This window comes from Tersicoccus phoenicis (assembly GCF_001968835.1).
Taxonomy (GTDB): Bacteria; Actinomycetota; Actinomycetes; order Actinomycetales; family Micrococcaceae; genus Tersicoccus; species Tersicoccus phoenicis.
Genome location: NZ_MRDE01000080.1, coordinates 11,987 through 37,509, shown reverse-complemented (window position 1 = coordinate 37,509; position 25,523 = coordinate 11,987). Strand labels below are relative to the sequence as shown.

Here is a 25,523-nt window from a genome sequence, read left to right as displayed (position 1 = left end):
CGCTGCCTACACCGCCCATCCGGAACGCTTCGGCCACCGCCGACCCGCAGCACCCACACTGCCCGCCACAGCCTGGATCAACCAACCCTCACAGGAGGCCCTCATACAGACCGCCTGACGGAAACTGTCTCACCAGACTTGACACCTTCCGAATCGGCTGAACCGGCCGCGCATCACGCGGAAGGTGTGCAATGTCAGTGGGTACTCGGCATGTGCTTGCGCGACCTTGACCGAATCGTTGTGCGCGATCCCGTTGCGGGCGGTGTTAAGCCATTCGAGCCGCCGGTTCCAGTCGGCTGAACCCCTCGTACCGGGGTAGGAGGCGTTCAACTCGGTCCAGATTCCCATCCCGAGCTGCGCCCAGTCGTTACCGATGTTGCCGGGCGCGGCGTTGCCCGCATCCAGTTTGCGTCCCCTGATCAATGACGCTCGAAACGTGTCCCGCAGCTGCTGGTTGGGGACCTGTGCAGACGTGCACAACGACTCGATAGCCTCGTCATGGAGGTCGCGGCAGTAGCCCTGAACCTCCCCGGCAAGGCGAAGGAACAAGGCATGGTTGAGTTCCGTCACGTCGCGTGGCCGACCGGCGAGACCGCCAGTCACCTTGGCGTGCACGTTCTCAAGCCGATCCATCGCCGCCGTACGATCGACCTTCCAGCGTTGAAGCGATTGAGAGGCCATGGACCCAACGTAGTCACGCTCACTCTCACACGGGACCGCACCGCCGTCAGAACCGGTCGCGGACCTTCAGACCCCGCGGGCGGCCGTCCGGGTCGTGCACGGTCCGGTACAGCACGCTCGCCCAGGCCCGGGTGACCGGGCGCAGCCGGGGTGGCGACAGCCGGCGCAGACCGCCGGGGGGCCGGGGACCGCGCCGACCGCCGGCGTACCAGTGCTCCAGCCGGTCGGTGGCCTGCGCGTAAGTGTCGAAAATGTCGTGCTCGTCCAGGCAGTCCGCCATGGTCTCCGCGAGACCGTCGTCGTCCACGCCGTCCGGCAGCGCCCGGCCCAGGTGCTCGGCGGCCAGCCGGAGCCGCAGCCGCCGCGCGTACGTCGAGTGCCCCTCCCCCGCGTCGTCGATCACGGCGGCGGAGAGCTCGGAGTCGTGGGTCCAGGACCGGCGGTTGAAGTTGTCGGAGCCGACCGAGGCCCACACGTCGTCCATGATGCAGACCTTCGCGTGCACGTAGACGGGCACCCCGTCCCGGTTCTCCAGACCGTAGAACGCCACCCGCTCGGGAGCGGAGGCGGAGATCAGCCGGAGCGCCCGCTCCCGTCCCACCAGCTGCGGGGGCCGGCCGGTGGCTCCGCCCTGGTCGGTGAACCGCGGCAGCACGCCGAGCACGCGCAGGTCCGGGCTGACCCGTAACCCGTGGTCGAGCCGGTCGGCGACGTCGGTGGACCACAGGTACTGGTCTTCGATGTACACGAGCTTCCTGGCGTGGTCCAACGCCTTCGTGTACCCGCGGGCGACCGAGCGCTCACCGCCGCGGGCGAACGGGTAGTCCATGCCCCAGCGCAGGTCCGGGTAGGTGCGCAACAGTTGCACGTGATGGGTGGCCCCGTCGATCGGCGCGGGGGCGGCGCTGCGCGGCGGCAGCGGTGACGGCGTGGTGTCGTCCCGCGCCAGCGCGTCCCGCAGCCGGCGCCAGGGAGCCCGGGTGAGGGGCGTCGGGTCGTCCCACCGCTCCCGGAACACGGTCTCGACGTCGTGCACTGCCGGGCCCTGGATGGCCACCTGCACGTCGTGCCACGGCGGCGTGACGCCGTACTCCCCGGCCATGGACTGGGGCTGCGGGTCCCCGCCGTGCCGGGCGTCGTCGCGCCGGGAGTGGCACAGGTCGATGCCGCCCACGTAGGCGACGTCGTCGTCGGGCCGGTCCCGGTGGCGCAGCACCACGAACTTCTGGTGGTGGGAACCCATGGTGCGCACCCGCATGTCCAGCAGGGTCTCCGCCCCGCGGTCCTGCAGTGCCTGGATCAGGTGGCGGTTCTCGTCGGCGGAGAAATGGAGTTTGTCCCAGTGGGAGCGCCACACCAGTCCCCGCACGTCCACGCCGCGTTCATCGGCCCGACCCAGCACGCGCGCGACCTCGCTGCCCGGCTCCCCGGTCATCCGCTCGTCCGGGTCGCCGCGCCAGTCCGTGAACAGCAGCAGGTCCCCCGGGCCCATGGCCTCGATCCGGTCGTACAGCTCCGCGAAGTACACGGCACCGTGGATCAGGGGCCGGACGACGTTGCCGGACGAGAACGCCTGCTGACCGGGGTGGGGATCGTCGAGGGTCGTCCAGCGGTTGTCCCGCTCGTGTTTGCGCAGGTACCAGGACGTCGACACGGCTCCATGCTAGGTGCCCCACCGGTGACTTCGGGCACCGCGCCAGCAGAATGGGCAGATGAGCATGGGCAACGACGACGAGCTGGGCGGCCGGGGGCCTTCGGCGATCACCAACGCGGTGGCCGTGCTGCGGTGTTTCACCGTGGACGAACCCAGCCTCGGCGTGACGGAGATCGCGGCCCGCATCGGGGTGCACAAGAGCACGGTGTCCCGGGTACTCGCCAACCTGGAGGCCGAGGACCTGGTCGAGCGGGACCCCGTGACCCGCCGGTTCCGGCTCGGGGTGGGGATCATCGCGATCGCCGGCCCGCTCCTGGCCCGGCTCGAGGTGCGGCAGGTGGCGTACCCGGTGCTGGACGGGCTGGCGGATCGGACCCGGGAGACGGCGGCGCTGATGGTCTGGGACGGGCACGGGTCGGTGTCCGTGGAACAGATCCCCAGCAGCCGGCTGATCAAGCACACCGCAGCGCTCGGCACCCGGTACACGACGACGGCGAGCGCGAGCGTGCGGGTGTTCCTCGCGGCGATGGCCGACGACGAGGTCCGGGGCCTGGTGAGCAGCGGATCGGTGACGGGTCCGCAGCACGATGACGCGCTCGGCGACCTGCCGGGTCTGCTCGCCACGGTCCGCGCGGACGGGTACGCCGTCAACTACGGGCTGACCGCGGAGGACGAGGTGGGCATCGCCGCCGCGGTACAGGACCACCGCGGTGTCGTGGTGGCGGCGGTGCTGCTCTCGGCACCCCGCTACCGGACAGCCCGGAACGCGGTGCCCGCCCTCGGCGCGACCTGCCGGGAGGCGGCGGACGCCGTCTCCGGCCGGCTCGGCGGCCGGCCCTGGCCCGGGTAGGGCCTCAGGCGGCGCCGTCGGCCGGCCGCCGAAGGCGGGATCCGGCCGGCAGGCCGAGCACCACACGACGTTCCAGGCCGGCCACCGCCTCCACCGGCAGGACGATGACGCCCTCGAGTTCGCGGTGGACCCGTGTGTAGGCCACCTGCCGCTCGTTGGCGGTCGCGCCGGGATCCACGGCCACCCGCAGCAGCTGCCGGGCGTGCGCGAGCCGGCGCTGATCGGCCTCGGTGTAGTGTCCGTCCCGGACCCGCAGCGCCTCCCGCTCGGCCAGGTCGAAGGCGACCTCGAACCGGCGCACCGCGTCCCGGTACTCCGCGACCCCGTCGTCCGCCAGCAGTGCCTCCGGACTGCGCGGTCGCAGCCCGTCCGCCGTCCGCTTGGCCCGGATGAAGTCGACCGTGAGCGGCTCGCGCACGTCCGTCATCATCGGGAAGTCGATCAGCCGGGCGACGTCGAGTTCGTACGTCAGCCACCGGCCGTTGACGGCATCGTGATCGGCGATCAACTGCCGCGCCGACGCCAGCTGGCGCTCGCGCTGCGCGCGTTGCTCGGCGCGGGCGTCAGCGGCCGACGGACGCCGTGGCGGCCCCGCGGTGCGCGGGGTCTGGCGCACCTTCCGGCGGGCGCGCCGGCTCGCCGCGAATCCGCCGCCGGCCATCGCCCAGATCGGGAAGATGAGCCACCAGGGGAAGCTCGCCCAGTGATCCATGCCGACCATGCTGCTACGCCGCGGCGTCGGCCACCAGTGGGCACGGCGGGAAAGTCGCCGTCTATCCCCGCCGGAGATACCCGGCCCGCCGCGCCGCCGCGACCGCCGCCGTCCGGGAGCTGACGCCGAGTTTCGGGTAGATGTGCGCCAGGTGCGACTTGACCGTCGTCTCGCTGACGTACAGCTCCCCGGCGACCTCGGTGTTGCTGTGCCCGCGGGCCACCAGGTCGAGCACCTGCAGCTCCCGGGAGCTCAGCGCCGTCGGGCGCTCCCGCATCCGGGTCAGCAGCCGGGAGGCGACCGCCGGGGCGAGCGCGGTCTGCCCGACGGCGGCGGCCCGGACGGCCGCGACGATCTCCCCCGGTGGCGCGTCCTTGAGCAGGTAGCCGGCGGCACCGGCCTCGATCGCCGAGACGATGTCGCTGTCCGTGTCGAAGTTGGTCAGCACCAGCACGGCCGGCGGGTCGGGCAGGGCCCGCAGCGTGCGCGTCGCCTCCGCCCCTTCGAAGCGGTGGTCGAACTGCAGGTCCATCAGCACGACGTCGGGGGCCAGCTCACGCACGGCCGCCACGGCCGCGGCGGTGGTGCCGACGGCGCCGGCCACCTCGATGTCCTGTTCCGTGTCGAACAGGGCGGTCAGGCCGGCCCGGATCACCGGGTGGTCATCGGCGATCAGCACCCGCAGGCTCACCGGTCCACCTCGAACAACGCCACCACGCTGGTTCCCTCTCCCGGCCCGCTCTCCACGATCAGGTCGCCACCGAGAGCGGCCACCCGGTCCCGGACGCCGCGCAGCCCGAACGACATCCTGTCGTCGGGTTGTGCCGGTTCCGCCCGGAACACGGCGTCGACGTCGAATCCCACGCCGTCGTCGACGACGTCGAGCACGATCTGCCCCTCCAGTCGGCTCAGGGTGATGTCCAGGCGACTGGCCCACGCGTGCTGGACGACGTTGGCGACGGCGTTCTGTGCCACCCGCAGCAGCCCCACCTCGACGGGGGTCGGCACCGCGGCCAGGTCGTCGAGGTCGGGCGGCAGGGTCAGGGTGACGGCGAGGCCGCTCTGCGCACGGGTCCGATCCGCGAGCCGGGTCAACGCCGTCGCCACGCCGCGGCCGTGCAGGGCGGCCGGCTGCAGTTCGGCGATGAACTGCCGCGTCTCGGCGAGCGCATCCTGCGCCGCCTGCCGGGCCTGCCCCACCCGTTCGGCCCGCGCCGATTCCGGTGCCCGGTCCGCTGCGTGCAGCAGCATGATGATGCTGGACAGCGACTGGGAGACGGTGTCGTGGATCTCCCGCGCCAGTCGCGCCCGCTCCGCCTCGACGCCGGCCGACCGTTCCGCTTCGACCAGCGCGGCCCGGGTCGCGGTGAGGTCCTCGATCAGCTGCTGCCGCTCGGCGATCTCCGTCAGCAGCGCCCGGTAGGCGTTCGCGATGACGACGGCGACGGCCGCCCCGATCACCGGGCCGAGCACCCCCGCGAATCCCGCGTCGGGCCGGTGCCGGGCGAAGGCGACGACGGCGACGACGGTGGCGGCGGCGACGGCGAGCACACCGCGCAGGCCCGGCAGCAGCTGCAAGAGCACGAAGAAAAGGGGAAAGGCGAGATAGATCGCCTCCTGACTGACGACGATCAGCACCAGCCACGCCGCCGTGAGCGCGCCCAGCCACACCCGCGCCGCGGCGGACCGCCGAGCGTCGCCGGCCGGCCGGGCCCGCGCGAGCGCGACGCCGGTGAACCAGACGGCCAGGAACACGGCCACCACCCCCAGTTCGACGGCGGCGAAGCCGCCCGTGGGGGCGTTGACCGCGATCACCAGGCAGAGCGCCACGACGAGGACGTGCAGTGCGACCGCGAGGGCGACGGGGATCCGGCTCAGCGACGAACCGGCGCGGTCCGGTTCTGCGGTCGCCACCGGTTGCGTTCTGCCCATTGACGACAAGGTACCGCCCGGTTCGGCCGGAGACAGCCTCCGAAAGATGGATCCTCCCCTCCTCCCGGCGCCTCGCAGGGACCGTCCGTGCGCACGATGCCGGACACCGCGCTCGCACGAGACGCTGGGTGCAGGTCGCCCGCCGGCTGCCCGGTGCTCGCCCGAGCATCTCCACCACCACTGGTCCGGCAGCGCCGGATCCCGGAAAGGAACACCCATGTTCGTCGCGTGGCGCGATCTCAAAGCCGCCCGAGGACGCTTCCTGCTCATCGGAGCAGTGGTCACTCTCATCACCATCCTGGTCACCTTCCTCAGCGGTCTGACCGGCGGCCTGGTCCAACGGAACATCTCGGCGATCACCGCCCTGCAGGCGGACCGGGTCGTGTTCACCGCGAATCCGGACGGCGGCACCAGCTACCCGGGGTCGACCGTCACCGGCGCCCAGGCCGACGCCTGGCAGCGCCGACCCGGCGTCACCACCGTCACGCCGCTGGGCATCAGCCAGGCCCGCGTGCAGGCCGGCGCACCCGGTCCCGGCGCGTCATCATCTCAGCGAAAAGAATCGGTCGCCCTCTTCGGCGGCGGGAACGGTACGGGCAGTGACCCCGCCCCGGCGCCGGGTCACCTGGTGCTGCCGCGGCAGACCGCCGATGCCCTGGGCGTCACCGCCGGGGACACCGTAACCGTCGCCGGGCGTTCCATGACGGTGGACCGGGTCGGTCCCCAGCGCTGGTACTCGCATCAGCCCGTCGTCGGGATCGCCGCCGCGGACTGGCGTCAGTTCGCCGCCACCCCCACCACCGCCACCCCCACCGGCGGCACCCCCACCGCGGGCGCCGACGCCCGACCCGTCGGCACCGTGTTGCTGGTCCAGGGCACCGGGGTCGACTGGCAGGCCGCCGACGCGGCCGCCGGCACCACCTCGACCTCCGTGCTCGGCTCCCTGACCGCCCTGTCGACGTTCCGCTCCGAGATCGGATCGCTGCTGCTGATGGTGGGCCTGCTGTTCGGCATCTCCGCCCTCGTGATCGGGGCCTTCTTCACGGTGTGGTCGATCCAGCGGCGCGGTGACGTCGCCGTGCTGACCGCGCTCGGCGCCGGCTCGCGGATGCTCGTCGCCGACGCCCTCGGGCAGGCGCTGCTCGTGCTCGTGCTCAGCATCGGCGTGGGCCTCGGCATCACCGTGCTCGGCGGGCTCGCTGCCGGGTCGGCCCTGCCCTTCCTGTTCAGCCCGGTGACCACCGTGCTGCCCGCCCTCGCGATGACGGTGCTCGGCCTGGCGGGCGCCGCCGTCGCCACTCGTTCCGTCACCCGGATCGACCCGCTGATCGCCCTGGGGAGTGCCCGATGATCGACCTGACCCACCTGACCCTGACCTTTCCCGACGGCGACGGCGTCGTCACCGCCGTCGACGACGTCAGCCTGACCGTCGCGGCCGGGACCACCGCCGGGATCACCGGCCCGTCCGGCTCCGGCAAGTCCAGCCTGCTGGCCGTGGCCTCGACGCTGATCGCCCCCGACTCCGGGCACGTGATCATCGACGGGATCGACGCCACGGGCCTGAACCTGGGCGAACGGGCGCAGCTGCGGCGGTCCCGGATCGGGCTCGTCTTCCAGCAGGCCAACCTGCTGCCGTCCCTGACCGCGGTGGAGCAGTTGCAGGTGATGAACGAGTTGACCACCGACCGGCGGCGCCGGGCGGGCCGGCCCGCGGTCGCCCGGCGGGCGATGGACCTGCTCGACGCCGTCGGGCTGGCCGATCACGCCCGCAAACGGCCCGCGCAGCTCTCCGGCGGGCAGCGGCAGCGGGTCAACGTGGCCCGGGCCCTGATGAACGATCCCGCGGTGCTCGTCGTCGACGAACCGACCAGCGCCCTGGACCGGGAGCGGAGCGCCCAGATCGTCGACCTCATCCTCGAGTTGACGGCCCGGTTCGCCACCGCGACCCTGTTGGTCACCCACGAGACCCGGATCCTGCCACGGCTGGACAGTGCGTGGCGGATGGTCGACGGGCAGCTCGGCGCGATGACGGCGGACGAGCTCACAGCCGGTGCGGCCTGAACCCAGCGGTGACCAGAGCCGGTCCGGCCCCGACCTCAGTCGCCGTCCTCCGCCAGGTGCGTCGGGGCGAACATGCGCAGGGTGGTCTCGACCACGACGACGTTCGGGCCCTCCGCCTGCCAGGCCCGGCGCAGGGCGTCGCCGACCTGCTCGGGGGCCACCCGCTCGGCGGGCACCCCGAAGGCGCCGGCGAGGGCGACGAAGTCGGGCCGGGCCAGCTCGGTGGCCGTCGCCTTGCCGAAGGCGTCCTGCATGTACTCCCGGAGAATGCCGTAGCCGCCGTCGTCCACGATCAGCCAGGTCACCGGCGCGGCGTGCTGGACGGCGGTGGCGAGCTCGGCGATCGAGTACATCGCCGACCCGTCGCCGGAGACGGCGAGCGCCCGCCGCCCGGTGCCCAGCGCCCCGCCGATACCGGCCGGGAAACCGAAACCGAGTCCGCCGGCCCCCTGCGCCGAGTGGAATGCCCCGCTCCGTGCGTCCCAGCAGGACCAGGCCCAGTAGGCGGCGATGGTCATGTCCCAGAAGGTCTGCGCGTCGTCGGGCACGGCGTCCCGGATCCCGGCCATGAACCCCTGCTCGAGGGCGAGGTCCTGAGCGTCGAGCCGTTCCCGGACGGCGTCGAGCGTGCGCCGCACCGTCTGCTCCGCGCGACCGTCCGGCTCCCGCGCCGGTAACCGCCCGGCCAGCTGGGCCAGCGCCAACCGCGCGTCCGCCCGCAGCCCGAGCGCCGGCCCGTTGGACTCGAGCACCCGCGGCTCGGCGTCGATCTGGATCAGCCGGCCCCGCGGCGCGAGGGTGTAGTAGTTGCTCGTCACCTCGCCCAGGGCCGAGCCGACGACGAGCAGCACGTCGGCGTCCTCGAGCACGTCGGTCACGTGCCGGTCCTCGACCCAGGACTGCAGGGACAACGCATGGTCCCAGGGGAACGCGCCCTTGCCGCCGGGCGAACAGACCACCGGGGCGCGCAGCGCCTCCGCCACGGCCAGCAGCTCGGCCTCCGCCCCGGCCCGGCGCACCCCGCCGCCGGCGACGATCACCGGCCGCCGCGCGTCGGTCAGCCACTGCACGGCCTCGTCCACCAGCTCGGCCCGGGCGGGCTGTTCGAGCACCTCGGCGAGCGCGTCGTGCACGGGCGGGACGAACACCTCGTTCAGCAGCACGTCCTGCGGGATCTCCACCCACACCGGCCCGTGCGGCACGGTCAGCGCGTCGCTGAACGCGTCCTGGATGGCCGACGGGATGCCGGAGGCGTGGTGAACGGTGCGCTGGCTCTTGGTGACGTTCGCGGCCGAGGCCTTCTGGTCGTCGAGCTGGTGCAGCATGCCCTTGCGCCGGGCGCCGAGCCCCTCCAGGGGGATCTGGCTCGCGATCACGATCATCGGCACGCCGGTCGCGTACGCCTCCTGCAGCCCGGCGAGGGCGGTCAGGGCGCCGGGACCGGTGGAGAGGAACAGGACGCCGACCTCGCCGGTGGCCCGGGCGTAGCCGTCCGCGGCGAAGGCGGCGTTGTTCTCCACCCGGGAGGAGACGAACGCCAGGTCGGAGCGGCTCAGGGCGTCGAACAGGCCGAGGGCGTGCTGGCCCGGGATGCCGAAGACGGTGCGGGCGCCGAGCGCGGTGAGGGTCTCGACGACGAGGTCGCCGCCGTTGCGGCGGGGGGTCTGGGTCGGCGCCACCGGTTCAGTTCCCATAGGTCGTCCCCGCCTCTCCGTAGGCCGGGCCGCCCGGTGCGGCGCCGGCCCCGAGGGCCAGCACGCTGATCAGGTCGTAGACGACGTGGGCGGCGGCGATGCCGGTCAGTTCGGCGTGGTCGTAGGGCGGGCTGACCTCGACGACGTCCGCGCCGATCAGGTTCATGCCGCGCAGGCCGCGCAGGATCTCCAGCAGCTCGCGGCTGGTCATCCCGCCGGCTTCCGGGGTTCCGGTGCCCGGGGCGTGCGCCGGGTCGAGGACGTCGATGTCCACGGAGACGTAGAGCGGCCGGTCCCCGACCCGTTCGCGCAGCAGCGTCACGACGGCGTCGACCCCGAGCCGGAACACGTCGGTGCTGGTGACGATGCCGAAACCGAACCGCGCGTCGTCGGCCAGGTCCGCCGTCCCGTACAGCGGCCCGCGGGTGCCGACGTGACACAGGGCGTCGGTGTCGAGCAGGCCCTCCTCGAAGGCACGCCGGAACGGGGTGCCGTGCGTGTAGGCGGCTCCGAAGTAGGTGTCCCACGTGTCCAGGTGGGCGTCGAAGTGCAGCAGCGCCACCGGCCCGTGCCGGCGGGCGTTGGCGCGCAGCAGCGGCAGGGCGATGGTGTGGTCCCCGCCGATGGTGACGAGCCGGGCGCCGTCCGCCATCAGCGCGGTCGCGGCCTCGTCGACGGTCCCCAGGGCGGCCTCGATGTCGAACGGGTTGACGGCAACGTCCCCGGCGTCGGCCACCTGCGCGGCCGCGAACGGGGAGACGTTCTGCGCGGGGTTGAAGGGCCGCAGCAGCCGGGAGGACTCGCGCACGTGGTTCGCGCCGAAACGGGCGCCGGGCCGGTAGGAGACCCCGGTGTCGAAGGGGACGCCGACGACGACGATGTCGGCTTTCGCTTCGGCCCCGGCACCAGTCAGCTCGTCCAGCCGCGGCAGCCGGGCGAAGGTCGCCGGGCCGGCGTAGCGGGGCACGAGGGCGGCGTTCACCGGGCCGACGTTGTCATTCTCGATCACGCGCTCGATCTCGCGTTCGGGGTTCATGGTGCCTCCTGGCCGCTCGTCCCTTCCGGACGAAGTGTTGTGTGTTGCGTAACAATCGTTGCATCTAGAGCGATCCTGCGCGAGCGGTACCCGGAACACCCACGCAGGTGTCATCGTAGGAGGGCGCAGCTGCCGCCCCGCTCGTTTCCCCCCTCATCCGGAGCACTCATGAACATCGCCATCGTCGTCCTCTACCTGCTGGCCATGCTGGCGTTCGGGTTCTGGGGCCGCCACCGTACCCGCACCAGTTCGGACTTCCTGGTCGCCGGCCGGCGACTGGGTCCGCTGCTCTACACCGGCACCATGGCCGCCGTCGTGCTCGGCGGTGCGTCGACCGTCGGCGGAGTGGGCCTGGGCTACACGTACGGCATCTCGGGCATGTGGCTGGTCGTCGCCATCGGCACCGGCGTCCTCGTTCTCAGCCTGTTCTTCGCGCCGGCGATCCAGCGGCTGCGCATCTACACCGTCTCGCAGATGCTCGAACTGCGCTACGGCTCCCGGGTCGCGACGCAGACCTCGTCCATCGTCATGCTCGCGTACACGGTGATGCTCTGCGCCACGTCCACCGGCGCCTATGCGACGATCTTCGTCGTCCTGTTCGGCTGGGACCGGTGGCTGGCCATCGCGATCGGCGGCGTCGTCGTGCTGATCTACTCGACGGTCGGCGGCATGTGGTCGATCACCCTGGCCGACCAGGTGCAGTTCGTGATCAAGACCATCGGTGTCTTCTTCCTGATGCTGCCGTTCGCTCTCAACGCCGCCGGCGGGTTCAGCGGCATGTCCAGCCGGCTCGAGGCGTCCTTCTTCCGGTGGGACGGCGCCGGCGTGCAGTGGATCATCACCCAGTTCGTCGTCTACACCTTCGGCCTGCTGATCGGGCAGGACATCTGGCAGCGCGTGTTCACCGCTCGCACCCCCGTCGTCGCCCGCTGGGGCGGGACCACGGCCGGCATCTACTGCGTGCTGTACGGCGTCGCCGGTGCCCTGATCGGCATGGCCGCGAAGGTCGCCCTCGGTCCGATCAAGGTCCGCGACGACGTCTACGCCGAGGTCGCGCAGAACCTGCTGCCTATCGGCATCGGCGGCATCGTGCTCGCGGCGGCGGTCGCGGCCATGATGTCCACCGCGTCGGGGGCCCTGATCGCTGCCGCCACCGTGGCCCGCACCGACGTGGTCCCGTTCGTCGCCAGTTGGTTCGGCAAGCGCGTCGAGGTCGACACCACGGTGAACCACGAGCACGACGTCCGCGGCAACCGGGTGTGGGTGCTGATCCTCGGCGTCGTCGCCATCGTGCTGGCGATCGTCGTGACCGAGGTGGTCGCGGCGCTGACCATCGCCTACGACATCCTCGTCGGCGGGCTGCTGGTGGCGATCCTGGGTGGGCTCGTGTTCCGCCGGGGCACCGGGGCCGGCGCGGCCGTCTCGATGGTGGTCGGGACCGTCGTCACGCTCGGCACGATGACCGTGCTCGAGATCAACGCGGCCGCCCCCCTGGACGGCGTGTACGCCAACGAGCCGATCTACTACGGCCTGATCGCCTCCGCGCTCAGCTACGTGGTGGTCTCGCTGGTCAGCCCGCGCACCCCGGCCCCGGTGCTGGCCGCGTGGGACGAGCGGCGCGCCGGGCGGGGGTTCTTCGACGCCGCCGCGGACCCGCGGACCGCGACGCTGCGCACGACGGCGCCCACCGCCTCCGGCGGTGCGACCGCCGCCGACGACGACCCCGCGGACCGGCCGACGCGCTGACGGACGAGGAGCGCCAGGTGAGTTCCTGCTGCCTTTCGACCACCGGCATTGGCTTCTCTGGCCATCCTGTTCCCGCCGGGGAGTTCAGCCTTCCTCACGGTCGGCCCACCGGACATGTCCGGACCGGGGCGGGGTTTCCACGTTCCACATGCGCAAGACCCGGCCGGGGAGGGTGCCGCCTCGATCCCGGGGTGGCGGTGTCCACGCGACCGGCTAAATGCCTCCGGTCGCCGCCTGCCGCTTCACAGCGGCCAACCCTGCACCCCGCTACGGCATCCATCCACCCGGGGCTCACCTTGACGAGACGATTCGGCGGTTCACTCGCGTTCACCCGGCCGGCCTTCCCGGTTCTCCGCCAGTCCATCGGCGAGAAGGTCACCCAATGCTACTGGGAGGTCTCCGACGCCCAGGGCAACATCGTTGCGAACAACTTCATCAGCGTCGCCCCCAAGTTCCGGATCACCATCCCCGCGACGGCCTCCGGCTTCACGGCACGGAACTGCAGCTTCGTTTGGGTCGCCCCCTGACCAACCGTCAGAGTCGGCCAGGCTTACTCACGTGGCGGGCGATCAGGGCCGCCATACGCGGTGGATGTAGGTGGCTGGGCAGGCCCGTCATCCCGCCACGGCGCAGCCGCTGGGCCAACTCCGTCAGGTGCGCACGCGCCCGGCGGTAGGGGCTGTAGTCCGCCAGCGCGGGGTTGGTCAGACCCCACGGCTCGAGAGCGGGGCGGTGGTCGTCGGCGATTTCCAGCAGGGTGTTGATGTCCTCGACGTCCTTCGGCGACAGCCGCGACCGCCAGGCGTGTGCCTTCAGGACGAGCGCACACTCGACGCTGGGCACCGGCACCTCGAACTCGATTTCCTCTCCGGTGCGGAGCCGGCCGTCAACGCGGATGAGGATGGGGTCCGTGGCGAGGGCAAGCTCCAGTCCGGGGACGGCATCGACCTGCCTCCCGGCGATGCTCGTCGAGGCGATTCTTCCGGTGGTCGATGCGGTGAGCAGCTCGATGACGATGGTGCCGCGCCCGTGCGCCCGCTCGTAGCGGTTGCCCTGAACCGGGAGGTAGCCGCCGGTGGTCAACCCCTCGTGCAGCGACTCCCCGACAGCTTCGAGCCCACGAGGGATGGCGGCGTCGATGTCGGCGGTGCCGCGGGCGGGCGTCCTCGTCGGGTAGAGACCATGGAGAAGGCGGATCATGTGCCCTCCGACGACGCGATAACCCGTCCCCGCTTGCATGCCGGCCAGGTCGCGCAGTCCGATGAGGCCGAGGTCATCGACGGCGGACGAGGAGTCCAGCCGGACGGTGCGGGCCTCAACCATCGTCGTGGCCGGTCGCTAGCCGCGTCAGCAGCTGGGTGAACGCCTCGGCCGCGTCGGTGGCCGTCGACTGCGCCGTCTCCCAGAGGGCGATGATCGGGTCGATCAGCGCCGTGCCGTCGGCGTCGGTGGCTGTCCGCCACAGGCTGGTGTCGTCGGGCACGACCACCTCGAGGGTCCCGTCAGCGGCGCTGGCGGGACTGAACCCTACCGGCAGCAGGTCCACGAGCGTGCGGGTGTAGAGCCGCGCCGTGCGCGGTGTGCGCCATGGTGCGTAATGGTCGACAGCGACATCGCCTCCAACGAGCGGCTCGGCGTCAAGCTCGGTTGCCAGAGCGCAGGCGTCGCGGGTCTGGGTCTGCGGATCGTCCAGTCCGTACCACCAGGTGGAGGTTCCTCCCGGGCCGGGGTAGGCGTCCAACCAGTCCTGCAAGGATCGGTCCCAGGAGGTGAGGATCCATCCGTCGCGCCCTCGTTGCACCTGGCCCTGGAGGTCGCGCAGGATGCGGGAGATCGACTGCTGGGTCAGGCCCGTGAAGTGTGCGAGCTCGCGCTGGTCAAGCGGAGCCGCGGCGACCAGGAGGGCGCGCAGGACAGCCCAGCGTCGAGATGCCGGCCTCCCCCGCGCCACCGTGGTTACCTTCCCGCGGCCCTCGCCACCGAGGCGGTCCTGGCCTTCGATGATGACCGTCGGAGGGTTCAGCACGATGGCGTCGGCTCCGAGTCGCCGGAGTTGTTCAAGCCCCCGGCTGTCGGCGGTCTGCGCCAACAGCAGTGTCCCCGGGGTCCACGTCATGGCCTGTACGATGGTCAGCCGTCTGCCCAACTCGTGGATCATGCGGCTGACCACCCGCGGCCCGGCGAGCTTCAGGTCCCAGCGGTCTGCGGTACCGAAGACCACGTCGATGCTGGACTTGCGGAGGAGGTCGATGGCCTCCCCCTTGCGATTCGTGGCCATCAACCCTCCCTTCCGGTACAACATAATTCGACTCGAACTGGCTTTATGTTGTTTGACTCCGAGTCAACCATAGTGCTAATAGCACCCAGGTACGTGTCAGGAGAGCCGGGACCGGACCATCTCGCTGATCGCCTTTCCGTCGAACCGGCCGGCCACCTGCACCACGCTGACCGACCTCGCGCGGCTCAAGTAGCGGCCGGGACGAGGGTGAAAGTGACGACCGCTTCGGCGTCGTCGGGGTTGTACCAGCTGTGCGGCTCCCGGCCCGGGAAGGAGTAGGCGTCCCCCTCAGCCAGCTCCACCTGCCGGTCCGTCAGCACCAGCACCAGGCGGCCGCGGATCACGTGAATCACGTCGAGGTCGCAGTCCACCGCGTAGAGGTCGGCCTCGCCGCGGCCGTGCCCGACGATGGTGGCGCGGATGACCTGCACCCGGCGTTCGGCGCGGTCGGTCAACAGCACCTCGGTGATCCCTTCGCCGCCGAGAGAGATGCGCGGGGCGTCGGCGAGCCGGACGTGGTGGGTCCGCGGCGTCGTGAACAGGTCACCGACCGGGATGGAGAGCACCTGGCACACCGTGACGAGGGAGCTGACGCTGGGGGAAGTGAGATCCCGCTCCACCCGGCTGAGGAAGCCCTTGGTCAGGCCGGTGGCCGCCGCGACCTCCTCGATGGTCAGCCGCTGCCGCTGCCGCACCGCCCGCAGCCGGGCACCGATCAGCACGGGAGCGCTGCTCGGCGCCACCGGCAGTTTCTTCATCTCGGCAGTCCTTTCGGCGCAGTCCCTTCGACGCAGTCCCTTCGACGCGCCCGTCGGCGTGCTCGGCGGCGTGCTGGGTCCCGGCAGGTCCGGGGATGGCCTCAAGGTACACGCCGACCGCGGAACCGCCCAGCCGCGAGCACGACCGTGACACCCGGGATGACATCGGCCACTGCCCCGCCCGCACCGGTAACGCTGCGGGTAGAATCTTGCGGTGCCGAACCGAGCCTGGCCCCCGTCCGACCACACCTCCCGCAGTGGCCGGCTGCCGACCGAGCAGGCCACGACACGGGACGTCCGCCGCTGGCGGCGTCACCTCGCCGAGGAACGCGCCGAGGGTGCCCTCTACCGGGACCTGGCCGCGCGCCGGCAGGGCGAGGAACGGGACATCCTGCTCGGCCTCTCCAGCGCCGAACAACGGCACGCCGACCACTGGGCCGCCCTGCTCGGCGACCGGGCCGACCACGCGGTGCGCCCCTCGCTGCGCTCCCGGCTGCTCGGTTTCCTCGCCCGCCACCTCGGTCTGGTCTTCGTCCTCGCGCTGGTGCAGCACGCCGAGGCCCGCTCCCCCTACGACGCGGACCGGCACGCCACGGACACGATGGCCGCCGACGAGAAGGTGCACGGTGAAGTGGTCCGGGCGCTGGCCACCCGGGGCCGCGCCAAGCTCTCCGGCTCGTTCCGGGCCGCCGTGTTCGGCATGAACGACGGCCTGGTGTCCAACCTCGCGTTGATCATGGGCATCGGCGCCACCGGCGTGGAGAACGGCATCGTGCTGGCCACCGGGATCGCCGGGCTGCTCGCGGGAGCCCTGTCCATGGCCGCGGGCGAGTACGTCTCGGTCAAGTCGCAGCGAGAGCTGCTGATGGCGTCGCGGCCCACCCGGGTGACCCTGGAGGTGGCCCCGTACCTGGACATCGACGCGAACGAGCTGGAACTGGTCTACCGGGCCCGGGGCATGGGCGCCGACGACGCGCGGCACCGGGCCGCCGAGCGGCTCGGACAGCACGCCTGTGACTGCGATCCCTCACGGTCCGCGCACCCGGCACATCTGCCGGCCGACGACCTGCAGGCCCTCGGGTCGGGGTGGACGGCGGCGTCGTCCTCGTTCCTGCTGTTCGCCACGGGCGCGCTGATCCCGATCCTGCCCTACCTGGTCGGCGCCACCGGCCTGACCGCCCTGATCGTCGCGGCCGTCCTGGTCGGTCTGGCCCTGCTCGTCACCGGCAGCATCACCGGCCTGCTCTCCGGCGCCTCCCCGCTGCGGCGGGGGCTGCGGCAGCTGGCCATCGGCTACGGTGCGGCACTCGTCACCTATGTGCTCGGCCTGCTGTTCGGTGCCGTCGGCATCTGACCCGACCCACCGGACCTGAACCGGACCGGAACCGACACTGCGCCGAGTGTCCGGACGATGCCGTCATCGGGCGGTCATCGCTGCATGTGCCGCACACTCGGCGAGGCCCCCCACGGGACCAGCCACTCAGGCGCGGAGCCGCTCCCCCGCAGGGTCGACGAGCGGCTCGGCGGCGACCGTGGCCGCCACGGGCCGCCCGAAGTACTCGATGGTGACCGGGTCACCGACGTCCAGCCCGTTCGGCAGCCACGCGTAGACCACCGGTCGGCCGATCGTGTACCCGAAAGCGGCGCTGGTGACGTACCCGCCCGGCCGGCCGTCCACCAGCACCGGCTCCTTCCCGAGCGGCACACTGACCCCGTCGTCGACGGTCAGGCAGGTCAGCCGGACCGGATCGGTGCGCTGCGCCGCGGCCGCCCGGCCGACGTAGTCCACCGGGGTGGTGGGGCTGAGCGCGAATCCGAGGCCGGCCGCCTCCGGGCCGTGCTCGGTGGTCATGTCCGTGCCCCAGGCCCGGTAGCCCTTCTCCAGGCGCAGGGCGTTGAACGCGGCCCGGCCGGCGGCCACCACCCCGTACGGGCGGCCCGCCTCCCACAGCGCGTCCCACAGGGAGAGGCCGTCCTCCGTACGGGCGTACAACTCCCAGCCCAGTTCCCCCACATAGGACAGGCGCAGGGCCCGGACGGCGGCGCCGGCGACGCCGATGGTCGCGCCCCGGAAGTAGCGCAGGCCCGCGTTTGTCAGGTCCGCGTCGGTCAGCGGGGCGAGCGCGGCCCGCGCGTTCGGTCCCCAGAACCCGATGCAGCACGTCGTGTCGGTGATGTCGGTGACCGTGACGGGCGGACCGCCGGCGGTTCGCGCGTCGTCGGCGGCCCTGGCCAGCAGATCCAGGTCGATCCCGCCGTTCAGGCCCACCTGGAACAGCTCCTCGTCGATCCGGGCGACGGTCAGGTCGGAGCGGATGCCGCCGGCGACATCGAGCGCCAGGCAGTAGGTGACCGCGCCGACGGACTTGTCGATCTTGCCGGTGGTCAGGTGCTGCAGCAGCGCGCACGCACCGGGGCCGGAGACCTCGACGCGTTTCAGCGGCGTCATGTCGTACATCGCCAGGGAGGTGCGCGTCGCGTGGGCCTCGGCCGCGACGATCGGCGAGTGGAAGCGGGCCGCCCACGGGTCGCGCGGCCGCGGTGCCCACGCCGCCGGCAGGGCATCGACGAGGGAGGCGTTCGCCTCGTACCAGTGCGGCCGTTCCCAGCCCCCGGCCTCGAGGAAGACCGCGCCGAGCTGCACCTGCCGGGGATGGAACGGGGAGAGCCGCAGGTCCCGCGGGGAGAGCCGCGGCTGGAGGGGGTGGATGATGTCGTACACCTCGACGAAATTCTGCGCCGCGGTCTCCCGCACGTAGTCGTCCTCGAGCTGGATCCGTTCGAACCGGGCGAGGTCGAGTTCGTGCAGGTCCACCTCGGTGTGCTCGTCGACGAGCAGCTCGGCGACCGATCGGGCGACGCCGGCCGCGTGGGTCACCCACACGGCCTCGGCCATCCAGAACCCGCGGGCGTGCGGCGACTCCCCCACCAGGGACCCGCCGTCGGGGGTGAAGGAGAAGACGCCGTTGAACCCGTCGGCGATCTCGGCGGCGCCCAGCGCGGGCAACAGCTGGATGCTCTCCTTCCAGGACGGCTCGAAGTCCTCGGCCGTGAAGCCGAGCCGCGAGGGCATGGCGTCCGGCGCGACGGCGGCCGGGTCGGTGCGGGGGATGTCCGCGACGTTCACCGGCAGCGGCCGGTGCGCGTAACTGCCGATGCCGAGCCGGTCCCCCAGCTGCCGGTAGTAGAGGTCCCGGTCCTGGTGCCGCAGGATCGGCAATACGGTATTCATCCGGTCCGGGCGTGGCACCTGGGCGAGCTCGGGCAGGGACGTGGTCGTCGCGTACTGGTGGGCCATCGGCAGCAGGGGGACGGGCAGACCGACCAGATCGCCGACCTGCTGCCCCCAGAACCCGGCGCAGGAGACGACGACGTCGGCGCCGAGGGTGTCCTCGGCCGCGTCGGGGGCAGCGGCGCTCGAGACGACCCGCACGCCGCGGACCCGGCCGTCTCGCACGTCGACCCCGGTCACCCGGGTGCCGCCGATGAACCGGACACCGCGGGCGCCGGCCCGGGCGATCAGGGCGTCGACGGCCCGCACCGCGGAGGCCAGACCGTCGGAGGGGATGTGCAGGGCGCCGAGCACCTTCTCGGCGTCCAGCAGCGGGAACCGGTGGGCGGCCTCCGCCGGGTCCAGCAGCGCCGCGTCGATGCCCCAGGAGCGGCCCCAGCCGTGCTTGCGGTGCAGCTCGGCGAGCCGCTCCGGCGTGGTGGCGACCTCCAGGCCCCCGACCGGGGTGAACGCGTCCAGATCCGTCAGCTTGGCCACCGTGTAGGCGGCCAGCTTCGTCATGGTCCGGGACGTGTTGATCTGGAACACCAGGCCGGGGGCGTGGGACGTCGAGCCGCCGGTCAGAGGCAGCGGCCCCTGGTCCAGGACCGTCACGTCGGTCCAGCCGCGGGCGGCGAGCTCGTCGGCCAGGTTGGCGCCGACGATTCCCGCGCCGATGATGACAACCCTGGGCCCGCGGGCGGAGGCCCCGCTGGAGGAACCTGCGCGGGACGACGGAGCCGGGGTGGGGTGCTGCGCGGTCATGAGACTCCGATCGGGTCGGTTCGGGCGGTCGACAGTCGGTCGGCCGTGGTGCCGGGCGGCGTGCGGGCGGCTCAGGCGGTCTCGACGTCGGCCAGGCGTGCCAGCACCCAGTCGTGGAACGCGCCGATGTGGTGTTCGCTGGGTACCAGCACCCCGCCGTCGGCGTAGATCCGGGAGCCCATCGCCGGTTGGCAGCGCTCGCAGGCGTCGAAGTCCTGCTGGTTGACTCGGTGGAACAGCTCGACGGAAGCGGTCAGGTCCGTGCCGGACTCGACGACGGACGGCAGGTACAGCCAGTCGCACTCGACGACCGTGCGGTCGACCGCGAGCGGGAACATCCGGTGGATGATGACGTGGTCCGGGACCAGGTTGACGAACACGGTGGGCTTGATCGTCACCGCGTAGTAGCGCCGGTCGTGGTCCTCGTCGACGCCGGGCAGCTTGTCGACCCCGGCCGACCCGTCGACGGTGAAACCGGCCACGTCCCCGCCGAACTCGGCGCCGTGGCCGACGAAGTACTGGGCGGCCAGGCCGTCGGCGAACTCCGGCAGCACCTCGGTCAGCTCGGGGTGGATGGTGGCGCAGTGGTAGCACTCCATGAAGTTCTCGATGATGAGCTTCCAGTTGGCCTTCACGTCGTAGACGATGCGGCGGCCCAGGGTCAGGTGGGCGACGTCGTACCCGTCGATGGCGTGCGCGTCGCCGAGCCGCTCCTCGATGGCGCCGACGACGTCGTCCTCGAAGGAGGGCGGCTCGTCCGCCAGGCACAGCCAGACGTAGCCGAGGTACTCGCGGACGGCGACGTGGACGAGCCCGTACACGTGCCGGTCGACGTCGGGCATCTTCGTCAGGTTGGGGGCGGCGATCAGCTTGCCGTCCAGGTCGTAGGTCCAGGCGTGGTACGGGCACTGAAACGCCCGGTTCGCCCGGCCGGACTCCTCCAGGCACAGCTTGACGCCGCGGTGGCGGCAGATGTTGTAGTACGCCCGCAGCTCCAGCTTCCGGTTGCGGGTGACGATGACGGACTCGCGCCCGATCTGCACGGTGCGCCAGGCGCCGGGCCCGGCCAGGTCGTCGGCGCGGACGGCGCAGAACCACATCCGTTCGAAGATGCGGTCCTGCTCGGCGGTGAACACGGCCGGGTCGACGTAGGTCCGGCCGGGCAGCGTGGGGATCAGGCTCTCGGAGATCCTGGCCAGCGGGTTCATGCAGTGCTCTCCGTTCGGGTGGGGTCGGTGCGTCAGGACGCGAGGGCGGTGCCGCCGTCGTCGGCGGTGCGGTCGAGGGCACGCCGGGCACGGGTGAACAGCCGGGGCTGGTTGACTCCGAGCACGGCCACCGGTGCGCCGGCCCGGTAGTAGCGGGCGAGGAAGGAACGGTCCGCGAGGCTGCCCTCCTCGATGCGCAGCTCGTCGTGCCCGGCCACCACCCCGGCGACCTGGACCCGCAGGTCGTACTGGTCGGACCAGAAGTAGGGGGCCCGCGCGGGTCGGCCCGGTGTCCCGAGCAGGACGCCGGCGACGACGTCGGCCCGCTCGACCGCTCCGGTCCAGTGCTCGAGCCGGTGATACGTGCCGCGCCCGACGTCCCACCAGGCCGCGCAGTCGCCCACCGCCACGATCCCGTCGGCCGGGCGGCCGGTGAGCGCCCCGTCGGCCGTTCCGTCGGCGAGCGCACGGCCGATCGACGCCCCGTCGGCCGTTCCCTCGGCGAGCGCACGGCCGATCGCGTCGCACTGCACACCGCCCTCCGGGGCGAGCCGCAGGCCCGACCCCGCCAGCCAGCCGGTGGCCGCGCGGGAGCCGATCGCGACGACGACGACGTCGGCCGGCAGGACGGTCCCGTCGGCCAGCCGGAGGGCGGTGACCACATCCTCGTCGCCGGCACGGTCGACGTCGGCGATCCGGGCCGGGCCGACCAACCGGACCCCGTGTGCCCGGTGCTCGCCGGCGAGGAAGTCGCCGACCGGTTCCCCGAGGGCACGCCGCAAGGGCACCGTGTCCTGGCCGAGCAGGGTCACGTCGGCGCCGAGCGCCACCGCGCTCGCGGCGACCTCGGTGCCGATGAAGCCGGCGCCGACGATCACGAGCCGGCGGCCGGGGCGAAGCTGCGCGCGGAGCCGCTCGGCGTCGGCCCTGGTGCGCACGGTGTGCACGTTCGGGCCGACCGGGAGCAGCGGGTGGGGGACGGCGTCGGCGCCGGTGGCCAGGACGACGGCGTCGGCGCTCACCGAGCGTCCGTCCGCGAGGACGACCCGCCGGACGGACGCGTCGAGCGAGACGGCCGGGGTGCCGAGCAGCCACCGGGCGGCCGGCTCGTCGTCGGCCTCGAGCGCGAGGGCCGCCGTCGACCAGCTGCCGCGCAGGTACTCCTTGGTCAGCGGGGGCCGGTCGTACGGACGGTGCTCCTCCGCCCCGATGATGGTCAGCTCGCCGGTGAATCCCGCGGACCGCAGCGCGCGTGCCGCGCTCAGGCCCGCCAGGGAGGCTCCGACGATGATGATCGACTGCAAACGCTCCACCTTCGCGCCGCTGGTGATCCGGACCGCGCCGACCGGCGCGGGACCGCTGGGGCCGGGATCCCGATGACCGGGGCTCCCGGGCCGCCGATGCGGTCCAGCGTGCCGGTGCCTCTCGCTCGGTGTCAAGCGTTCGGCCGTGGCATTCTCGAGGTGTCCGCCCGCCGGTCTTCCCCGGCACACTCGGACGGGGATGACCGGGACCGCAGGGTGGCAGCCAAGCGCCAAAACCAGTAACGCAGGGCAGCACGGCTAGCTGACGGGACTGCGACCGACGTAGACGACGTAGAGATGGTCGTCCTTGACCTCCCAGACCACCGCGCAGATCTCATCGCGTCCGTGGACGCGGACGGTCGTGAACCGCGCATGGTTGTCGAACATCTGCCCCGGAAGCGCGCCAGATTCAATGCGATCGAAAACGGGGTCGATGGCCTCGGCGAGCTTCCTGTCGTGCTCAACGATGTAGGCCCATTTCTCGTCCGCAAGCGGGGAGAAGTCGAGTGGCTTCATCGTCCAATCATAGCATTTGTAACGATGGTGCATACGTTATCTTGTTGCAGATGGTTCAATGAGCCGGTATGCTGGAGTTGATGGCTACCCACCCCTGCCGTGAGTACAGCTGGCCGTCAACCGAGAGGAACCAGCCATGACCACCACCACATTCATGACCCTGGATTCGCGTAAGCGGATCAACCTGGCATCGATCGCCACCCGTGACTCGTACCGCGTCACCAGGGAACCGAATGGCCGAATCGTCCTGGAACCGGCCGTCGTTCTCACCGAGGACGAGCTGCAGGTCCTCGGCGACGCCACGATCCGCAAGGTCGTCAACGAGGCATCCCAGAGCACCGAGCGACGCCCCCGGCGTCGCCTCTGAAGACTTCCGAGCACAGATCAACCGCCCCGCTGGCGCCGGCAGCGGGGCGGTTTTCGCGAGTGCTCTCCGGCTCGTGTCGGGTGTGAAGCTCGATGCGTCGCGCGGGTCGACCCGTTCAGAGCGCAGAAGGGTCGTACTGTGGCGCGCTGATTTGACATCGGAGGTTCTCCCTCTTGACGGCTCCTTCCCCGGGCACGGATGCTGTCCTCACCGGGTGTCCCCCGACACCGGGGAAGGGAGCGACCGTGCACCGAGCCTGCGCACTGGATGAGCTTGCCCCAGGAGAGTCGCTGCGGCTCGAGACCACGCCCCCGATCGCGGTGTTCCGCACCGAGGACGGCGAGGTGTTCGCGATCGACGACACGTGTACGCACCAGGACGCGTCGCTGGCGGACGGCTGGCTGGAGGACTGCACGGTGGAGTGCCCCCTGCACGCCTCCCGCTTCGATCTGCGGACCGGCGCGGTGGACGCACCCCCCGCCCGACGTCCGGTTCGCACCCACCGGGTGGAGGTGGTGGACGGGAACGTGCTGGTCGAGGAGTCCGCCGAGGCCCCCAACCTTCCGCCGGGGGTGAGCCTCTGACACGTCCGGCGTGTGACGTAACGTGGAACGTTGCAAAACGACATGACACGGACGCAGACGTGCGCGCACTCGTGAGAAGGAGCGTCGATGAGTATCGATCACAGGACGTCGTCGACCGGTGACGCCGACCGGCCCCCGCCGGGCGACACCGGCCCCGCCACCCCCGACGGCGGAGTCCCGCCCGTCCTGGCCGACAGTTCCGCCCAGGTTGCCGAACGGGAAGAAGGCCTGCTGAGCAGACTGCGGCAGACGCGCCGGGACGCGCGCCGTGGTGTGGCGAACGAGGACGAGGTCGGCAGACTGGACCCCTGGATCATCGGCGTCGTCGGGGCGATCGTGGTCGGGCTCGTCGTCTGGGGGTTCGCCAGTCCCAGCAGCCTGTCCACGGTGGCGAGTGACGCACTGGCCTGGGTGCTGGACTCCGCGGGATGGCTCTACGTGCTCGTGGCCTCGTTCTTCGTCGTGTTCGTGCTGTGGCTGGCCGTCGGCCGGTTCGGCCGGATCCCGCTGGGCCGGGACGGCGAGGCACCAGAGTTCAGCACCGGCTCCTGGATCTCCATGATGTTCGCCTGCGGCATGGGCATCGGCCTGATGTTCTTCGGCGTCGCCGAGCCGTTGACGCACTATGTCACTCCCCCGCCGGGGACGGTGCAGGGGCAGAGCCCGGCCGCGCTGCAGACCGCGATGGCGACGTCCCTGTTCCACTGGACCCTGCACCCGTGGGCGATCTACGCCGTCGTCGGGATCGCCATCGCCTACAGCACGTTCCGGTTGGGCCGGAAGAACCTGCTGTCCGAGGCGTTCGTGCCGATGTTCGGGCGACGCGGCGTCGACGGCTGGGGCGGCAAGGTGATCAACATGCTCGCGATCTTCGCGACCCTGTTCGGCTCCGCGGCGTCGCTGGGGCTGGGCGCGCTGCAGATCGGTGCGGGTCTGCAGTTCAACGGAGTGATCGGGCAGAGCGCCACGCCCGTGCTCGTGTTCATCATCGCGCTGCTCACGGCCGCGTTCGTCGCGTCCGCGGTCTCCGGCATCGCCCGCGGCATCCAGTGGTTGGCCAACACGAACGCGGTGCTCGCCGTGGTGCTGGCGGTCTTCATCTTCGTGGCCGGGCCCACTCTGTTCATCCTCAACGTCATCCCCGCGGCGATCGGCGACTACTTCCGCGATCTGGCGGAGATGGCGTCCCGCACGTCCGCCACGGGTGGGGACGGGATGGCCGCCTGGCTGTCCGGGTGGACCATCTTCTACTGGGCGTGGTGGATCTCCTGGACACCGTTCGTGGGCCTGTTCATCGCCCGGATCAGTCGCGGCCGCACCATCCGGCAGTTCGTCACCGGCGTCCTGTTGGTGCCGTCCCTGATCTCGGTGCTGTGGTTCGCCATCTTCGGCGGCACCGCGATCAAGCTGCTGCAGGACAACCCCGACGGCGGGCTGGCGCAGGCCGTCGCCGATTCCAGCTCCACGATCTACGTCATGTTCCAGAACCTGTCCCTGCCACCGTGGCTGCTCGGGGTGCTCGTCGTGCTGGCCATGGTCCTGACCGCCATCTTCTTCGTCACCGGTGCTGACTCGGCGTCCATCGTGATGGGCTCGCTCTCCTCGAACGGGACGATGGAACCGAAGAAGCCCTTGGTGGTGTTCTGGGGTGTGCTGATGGGCGCGGTCGCCGCGGTCATGCTGCTCGCCGGCGGCGACCAGCCGGACGCGGCCCTGACCGGGCTGCAGAACATCACCATCGTCTCCTCCCTGCCCTTCGTCATCGTGATGGTGCTGCTGTGCGTCGCGCTGGTGAAGGACCTGCAGAAGGACCCGATCTGGCTGCGCCGGCAGCTGTCCGAGTCGGTGATGCGGCGGACCATCCGCGACGCTGTCGACGAGCACGGCCACCAGAAGTTCGACCTGGTGACCCGCCGGTCGGACGCGCCGGATACCGGCAGCTTCCCGGCCGTCGACGCCACCGCCGGCGGCGAACCGATCTACGCCGACCGGGGCCGACGGCGGTTCCGGTTCCCGTGGCAGCGGGACTGAGCGCGCGCTGACCAGCGACGGCGAAGGGCGGTCACCCCAGCGGGTGACCGCCGTTCGCCGCGGCCGGTATCGAGC

At 71.7% G+C, this 25,523-nt stretch carries 23 protein-coding genes; 9 read left to right on the top strand and 14 right to left on the bottom strand.

Going from position 1 to position 25,523, the window contains the following annotated elements; genetic code table 11:
• Positions 1-129: 129 nt before the first annotated feature.
• Complete coding sequence (locus BKD30_RS14155) at positions 130-681, bottom strand: hypothetical protein (protein ID WP_143588210.1); 552 nt, start codon at positions 679-681, stop codon at positions 130-132.
• A gap of 46 nt (positions 682-727) precedes the next feature.
• Positions 728-2,335, bottom strand: coding sequence for a phospholipase D family protein (locus tag BKD30_RS14150; protein WP_076705614.1), 1,608 nt, complete (start codon positions 2,333-2,335; stop codon positions 728-730).
• A gap of 58 nt (positions 2,336-2,393) precedes the next feature.
• Here BKD30_RS14150 and BKD30_RS14145 point away from each other — a divergent pair, with 58 nt between their 5' ends.
• A complete protein-coding gene (locus BKD30_RS14145; RefSeq protein ID WP_076705612.1) occupies positions 2,394-3,185 on the top strand; it encodes an IclR family transcriptional regulator in 792 nt (263 codons plus the stop codon).
• 4 nt (positions 3,186-3,189) lie between these two features.
• On the opposite strand, the gene BKD30_RS14140 is transcribed toward BKD30_RS14145, so the two are convergent.
• From BKD30_RS14140 to BKD30_RS14130, 3 genes are all read right to left on the bottom strand, one after another.
• Complete coding sequence (locus tag BKD30_RS14140) at positions 3,190-3,897, bottom strand: hypothetical protein (protein WP_076705625.1); 708 nt, start codon at positions 3,895-3,897, stop codon at positions 3,190-3,192.
• A 61-nt stretch (positions 3,898-3,958) separates the two neighbouring features.
• Positions 3,959-4,588, bottom strand: coding sequence for a response regulator (locus BKD30_RS14135; protein WP_235861723.1), 630 nt, complete (start codon positions 4,586-4,588; stop codon positions 3,959-3,961).
• Positions 4,585-5,811 carry a sensor histidine kinase gene (locus BKD30_RS14130; RefSeq protein WP_218189313.1) on the bottom strand — a complete coding sequence of 409 codons (1,227 nt, stop codon included), beginning with the start codon at positions 5,809-5,811 and terminating at the stop codon, positions 4,585-4,587. The genes BKD30_RS14135 and BKD30_RS14130 overlap by 4 nt, the downstream gene beginning before the upstream one ends.
• Positions 5,812-6,046: 235 nt before the next feature.
• Here BKD30_RS14130 and BKD30_RS14125 point away from each other — a divergent pair, with 235 nt between their 5' ends.
• On the top strand, positions 6,047-7,180 hold the full coding sequence (locus tag BKD30_RS14125; RefSeq protein ID WP_076705608.1) for an ABC transporter permease: 1,134 nt from the start codon (positions 6,047-6,049) through the stop codon (positions 7,178-7,180).
• Positions 7,177-7,890, top strand: a complete 714-nt coding sequence (locus BKD30_RS14120; RefSeq protein WP_076705606.1) for an ABC transporter ATP-binding protein — start codon at positions 7,177-7,179, stop codon at positions 7,888-7,890. Before BKD30_RS14125 ends, BKD30_RS14120 begins: the two co-directional genes overlap by 4 nt.
• Positions 7,891-7,925: 35 nt before the next feature.
• Here the strand turns inward: BKD30_RS14120 and BKD30_RS14115 are convergent, their stop codons facing one another.
• Both BKD30_RS14115 and speB read right to left on the bottom strand, forming a co-directional pair.
• The gene (locus tag BKD30_RS14115; RefSeq protein ID WP_076705604.1) at positions 7,926-9,584 is read right to left on the bottom strand and encodes a thiamine pyrophosphate-binding protein; all 1,659 of its coding nucleotides are present in this window, start codon (positions 9,582-9,584) and stop codon (positions 7,926-7,928) included.
• The gene (gene speB, locus BKD30_RS14110) at positions 9,574-10,620 is read right to left on the bottom strand and encodes an agmatinase (protein ID WP_076705602.1); all 1,047 of its coding nucleotides are present in this window, start codon (positions 10,618-10,620) and stop codon (positions 9,574-9,576) included. Before speB ends, BKD30_RS14115 begins: the two co-directional genes overlap by 11 nt.
• Before the next feature lie 168 nt (positions 10,621-10,788).
• On the opposite strand from speB, the gene BKD30_RS14105 reads away from it, so the two are divergent.
• On the top strand, positions 10,789-12,366 hold the full coding sequence (locus BKD30_RS14105) for a sodium:solute symporter (RefSeq protein ID WP_083956554.1): 1,578 nt from the start codon (positions 10,789-10,791) through the stop codon (positions 12,364-12,366).
• A 296-nt stretch (positions 12,367-12,662) separates the two neighbouring features.
• Positions 12,663-12,893 carry a hypothetical protein gene (locus tag BKD30_RS15990; RefSeq protein ID WP_143588209.1) on the top strand — a complete coding sequence of 77 codons (231 nt, stop codon included), beginning with the start codon at positions 12,663-12,665 and terminating at the stop codon, positions 12,891-12,893.
• Between the two features lie 7 nt (positions 12,894-12,900).
• Here the strand turns inward: BKD30_RS15990 and BKD30_RS14100 are convergent, their stop codons facing one another.
• The 3 genes from BKD30_RS14100 to BKD30_RS14090 form a co-directional block, all read right to left on the bottom strand.
• Positions 12,901-13,689 (bottom strand): hypothetical protein, encoded by a 789-nt coding sequence (locus tag BKD30_RS14100; protein ID WP_076705600.1) that lies wholly within the window; start codon positions 13,687-13,689, stop codon positions 12,901-12,903.
• Positions 13,682-14,644 (bottom strand): helix-turn-helix domain-containing protein, encoded by a 963-nt coding sequence (locus BKD30_RS14095; protein ID WP_076705598.1) that lies wholly within the window; start codon positions 14,642-14,644, stop codon positions 13,682-13,684. The genes BKD30_RS14100 and BKD30_RS14095 overlap by 8 nt, the downstream gene beginning before the upstream one ends.
• Before the next feature lie 185 nt (positions 14,645-14,829).
• Complete coding sequence (locus tag BKD30_RS14090) at positions 14,830-15,402, bottom strand: helix-turn-helix domain-containing protein (protein WP_076705597.1); 573 nt, start codon at positions 15,400-15,402, stop codon at positions 14,830-14,832.
• A 214-nt stretch (positions 15,403-15,616) separates the two neighbouring features.
• Here BKD30_RS14090 and BKD30_RS14085 point away from each other — a divergent pair, with 214 nt between their 5' ends.
• On the top strand, positions 15,617-16,756 hold the full coding sequence (locus BKD30_RS14085) for a VIT1/CCC1 transporter family protein (protein WP_076705595.1): 1,140 nt from the start codon (positions 15,617-15,619) through the stop codon (positions 16,754-16,756).
• A 126-nt stretch (positions 16,757-16,882) separates the two neighbouring features.
• Here the strand turns inward: BKD30_RS14085 and BKD30_RS14080 are convergent, their stop codons facing one another.
• From BKD30_RS14080 to BKD30_RS14065, 4 genes are all read right to left on the bottom strand, one after another.
• The gene (locus BKD30_RS14080; RefSeq protein WP_083956552.1) at positions 16,883-19,438 is read right to left on the bottom strand and encodes a GcvT family protein; all 2,556 of its coding nucleotides are present in this window, start codon (positions 19,436-19,438) and stop codon (positions 16,883-16,885) included.
• A 71-nt stretch (positions 19,439-19,509) separates the two neighbouring features.
• Positions 19,510-20,646 (bottom strand): aromatic ring-hydroxylating oxygenase subunit alpha, encoded by a 1,137-nt coding sequence (locus BKD30_RS14075; protein ID WP_076705593.1) that lies wholly within the window; start codon positions 20,644-20,646, stop codon positions 19,510-19,512.
• A 32-nt stretch (positions 20,647-20,678) separates the two neighbouring features.
• A complete protein-coding gene (locus tag BKD30_RS14070; protein WP_408033386.1) occupies positions 20,679-21,959 on the bottom strand; it encodes an NAD(P)/FAD-dependent oxidoreductase in 1,281 nt (426 codons plus the stop codon).
• Between the two features lie 249 nt (positions 21,960-22,208).
• Positions 22,209-22,466 (bottom strand): hypothetical protein, encoded by a 258-nt coding sequence (locus BKD30_RS14065; protein WP_076705591.1) that lies wholly within the window; start codon positions 22,464-22,466, stop codon positions 22,209-22,211.
• A 136-nt stretch (positions 22,467-22,602) separates the two neighbouring features.
• On the opposite strand from BKD30_RS14065, the gene BKD30_RS14060 reads away from it, so the two are divergent.
• The 3 genes from BKD30_RS14060 to BKD30_RS14050 all read left to right on the top strand — a co-directional run bounded on the left by BKD30_RS14060 (position 22,603) and on the right by BKD30_RS14050 (position 25,448).
• On the top strand, positions 22,603-22,833 hold the full coding sequence (locus BKD30_RS14060) for a hypothetical protein (RefSeq protein ID WP_076705589.1): 231 nt from the start codon (positions 22,603-22,605) through the stop codon (positions 22,831-22,833).
• A 245-nt stretch (positions 22,834-23,078) separates the two neighbouring features.
• Positions 23,079-23,417 carry a bifunctional 3-phenylpropionate/cinnamic acid dioxygenase ferredoxin subunit gene (locus tag BKD30_RS14055; protein ID WP_076705587.1) on the top strand — a complete coding sequence of 113 codons (339 nt, stop codon included), beginning with the start codon at positions 23,079-23,081 and terminating at the stop codon, positions 23,415-23,417.
• Between the two features lie 87 nt (positions 23,418-23,504).
• Positions 23,505-25,448, top strand: coding sequence for a BCCT family transporter (locus BKD30_RS14050; RefSeq protein ID WP_076705585.1), 1,944 nt, complete (start codon positions 23,505-23,507; stop codon positions 25,446-25,448).
• Positions 25,449-25,523: the final 75 nt, after the last annotated feature.

Coding starts and splice junctions, on each gene's coding strand:
- speB (WP_076705602.1), bottom strand. CDS start 10,620: ATGAACCCCGAACGCGAGATCGAGCGCGTGATCGAGAATGACAACGTC.
- BKD30_RS14100 (WP_076705600.1), bottom strand. CDS start 13,689: ATGGTTGAGGCCCGCACCGTCCGGCTGGACTCCTCGTCCGCCGTCGAT.
- BKD30_RS14115 (WP_076705604.1), bottom strand. CDS start 9,584: ATGGGAACTGAACCGGTGGCGCCGACCCAGACCCCCCGCCGCAACGGC.
- BKD30_RS14075 (WP_076705593.1), bottom strand. CDS start 20,646: ATGAACCCGCTGGCCAGGATCTCCGAGAGCCTGATCCCCACGCTGCCC.
- BKD30_RS14145 (WP_076705612.1), top strand. CDS start 2,394: ATGAGCATGGGCAACGACGACGAGCTGGGCGGCCGGGGGCCTTCGGCG.
- BKD30_RS14065 (WP_076705591.1), bottom strand. CDS start 22,466: ATGAAGCCACTCGACTTCTCCCCGCTTGCGGACGAGAAATGGGCCTAC.
- BKD30_RS14140 (WP_076705625.1), bottom strand. CDS start 3,897: ATGGATCACTGGGCGAGCTTCCCCTGGTGGCTCATCTTCCCGATCTGG.
- BKD30_RS14120 (WP_076705606.1), top strand. CDS start 7,177: ATGATCGACCTGACCCACCTGACCCTGACCTTTCCCGACGGCGACGGC.
- BKD30_RS14105 (WP_083956554.1), top strand. CDS start 10,789: ATGAACATCGCCATCGTCGTCCTCTACCTGCTGGCCATGCTGGCGTTC.
- BKD30_RS14155 (WP_143588210.1), bottom strand. CDS start 681: ATGGCCTCTCAATCGCTTCAACGCTGGAAGGTCGATCGTACGGCGGCG.
- BKD30_RS14095 (WP_076705598.1), bottom strand. CDS start 14,644: ATGGCCACGAATCGCAAGGGGGAGGCCATCGACCTCCTCCGCAAGTCC.
- BKD30_RS14080 (WP_083956552.1), bottom strand. CDS start 19,438: ATGACCGCGCAGCACCCCACCCCGGCTCCGTCGTCCCGCGCAGGTTCC.
- BKD30_RS14125 (WP_076705608.1), top strand. CDS start 6,047: ATGTTCGTCGCGTGGCGCGATCTCAAAGCCGCCCGAGGACGCTTCCTG.
- BKD30_RS14090 (WP_076705597.1), bottom strand. CDS start 15,402: ATGAAGAAACTGCCGGTGGCGCCGAGCAGCGCTCCCGTGCTGATCGGT.
- BKD30_RS14050 (WP_076705585.1), top strand. CDS start 23,505: ATGAGTATCGATCACAGGACGTCGTCGACCGGTGACGCCGACCGGCCC.
- BKD30_RS14060 (WP_076705589.1), top strand. CDS start 22,603: ATGACCACCACCACATTCATGACCCTGGATTCGCGTAAGCGGATCAAC.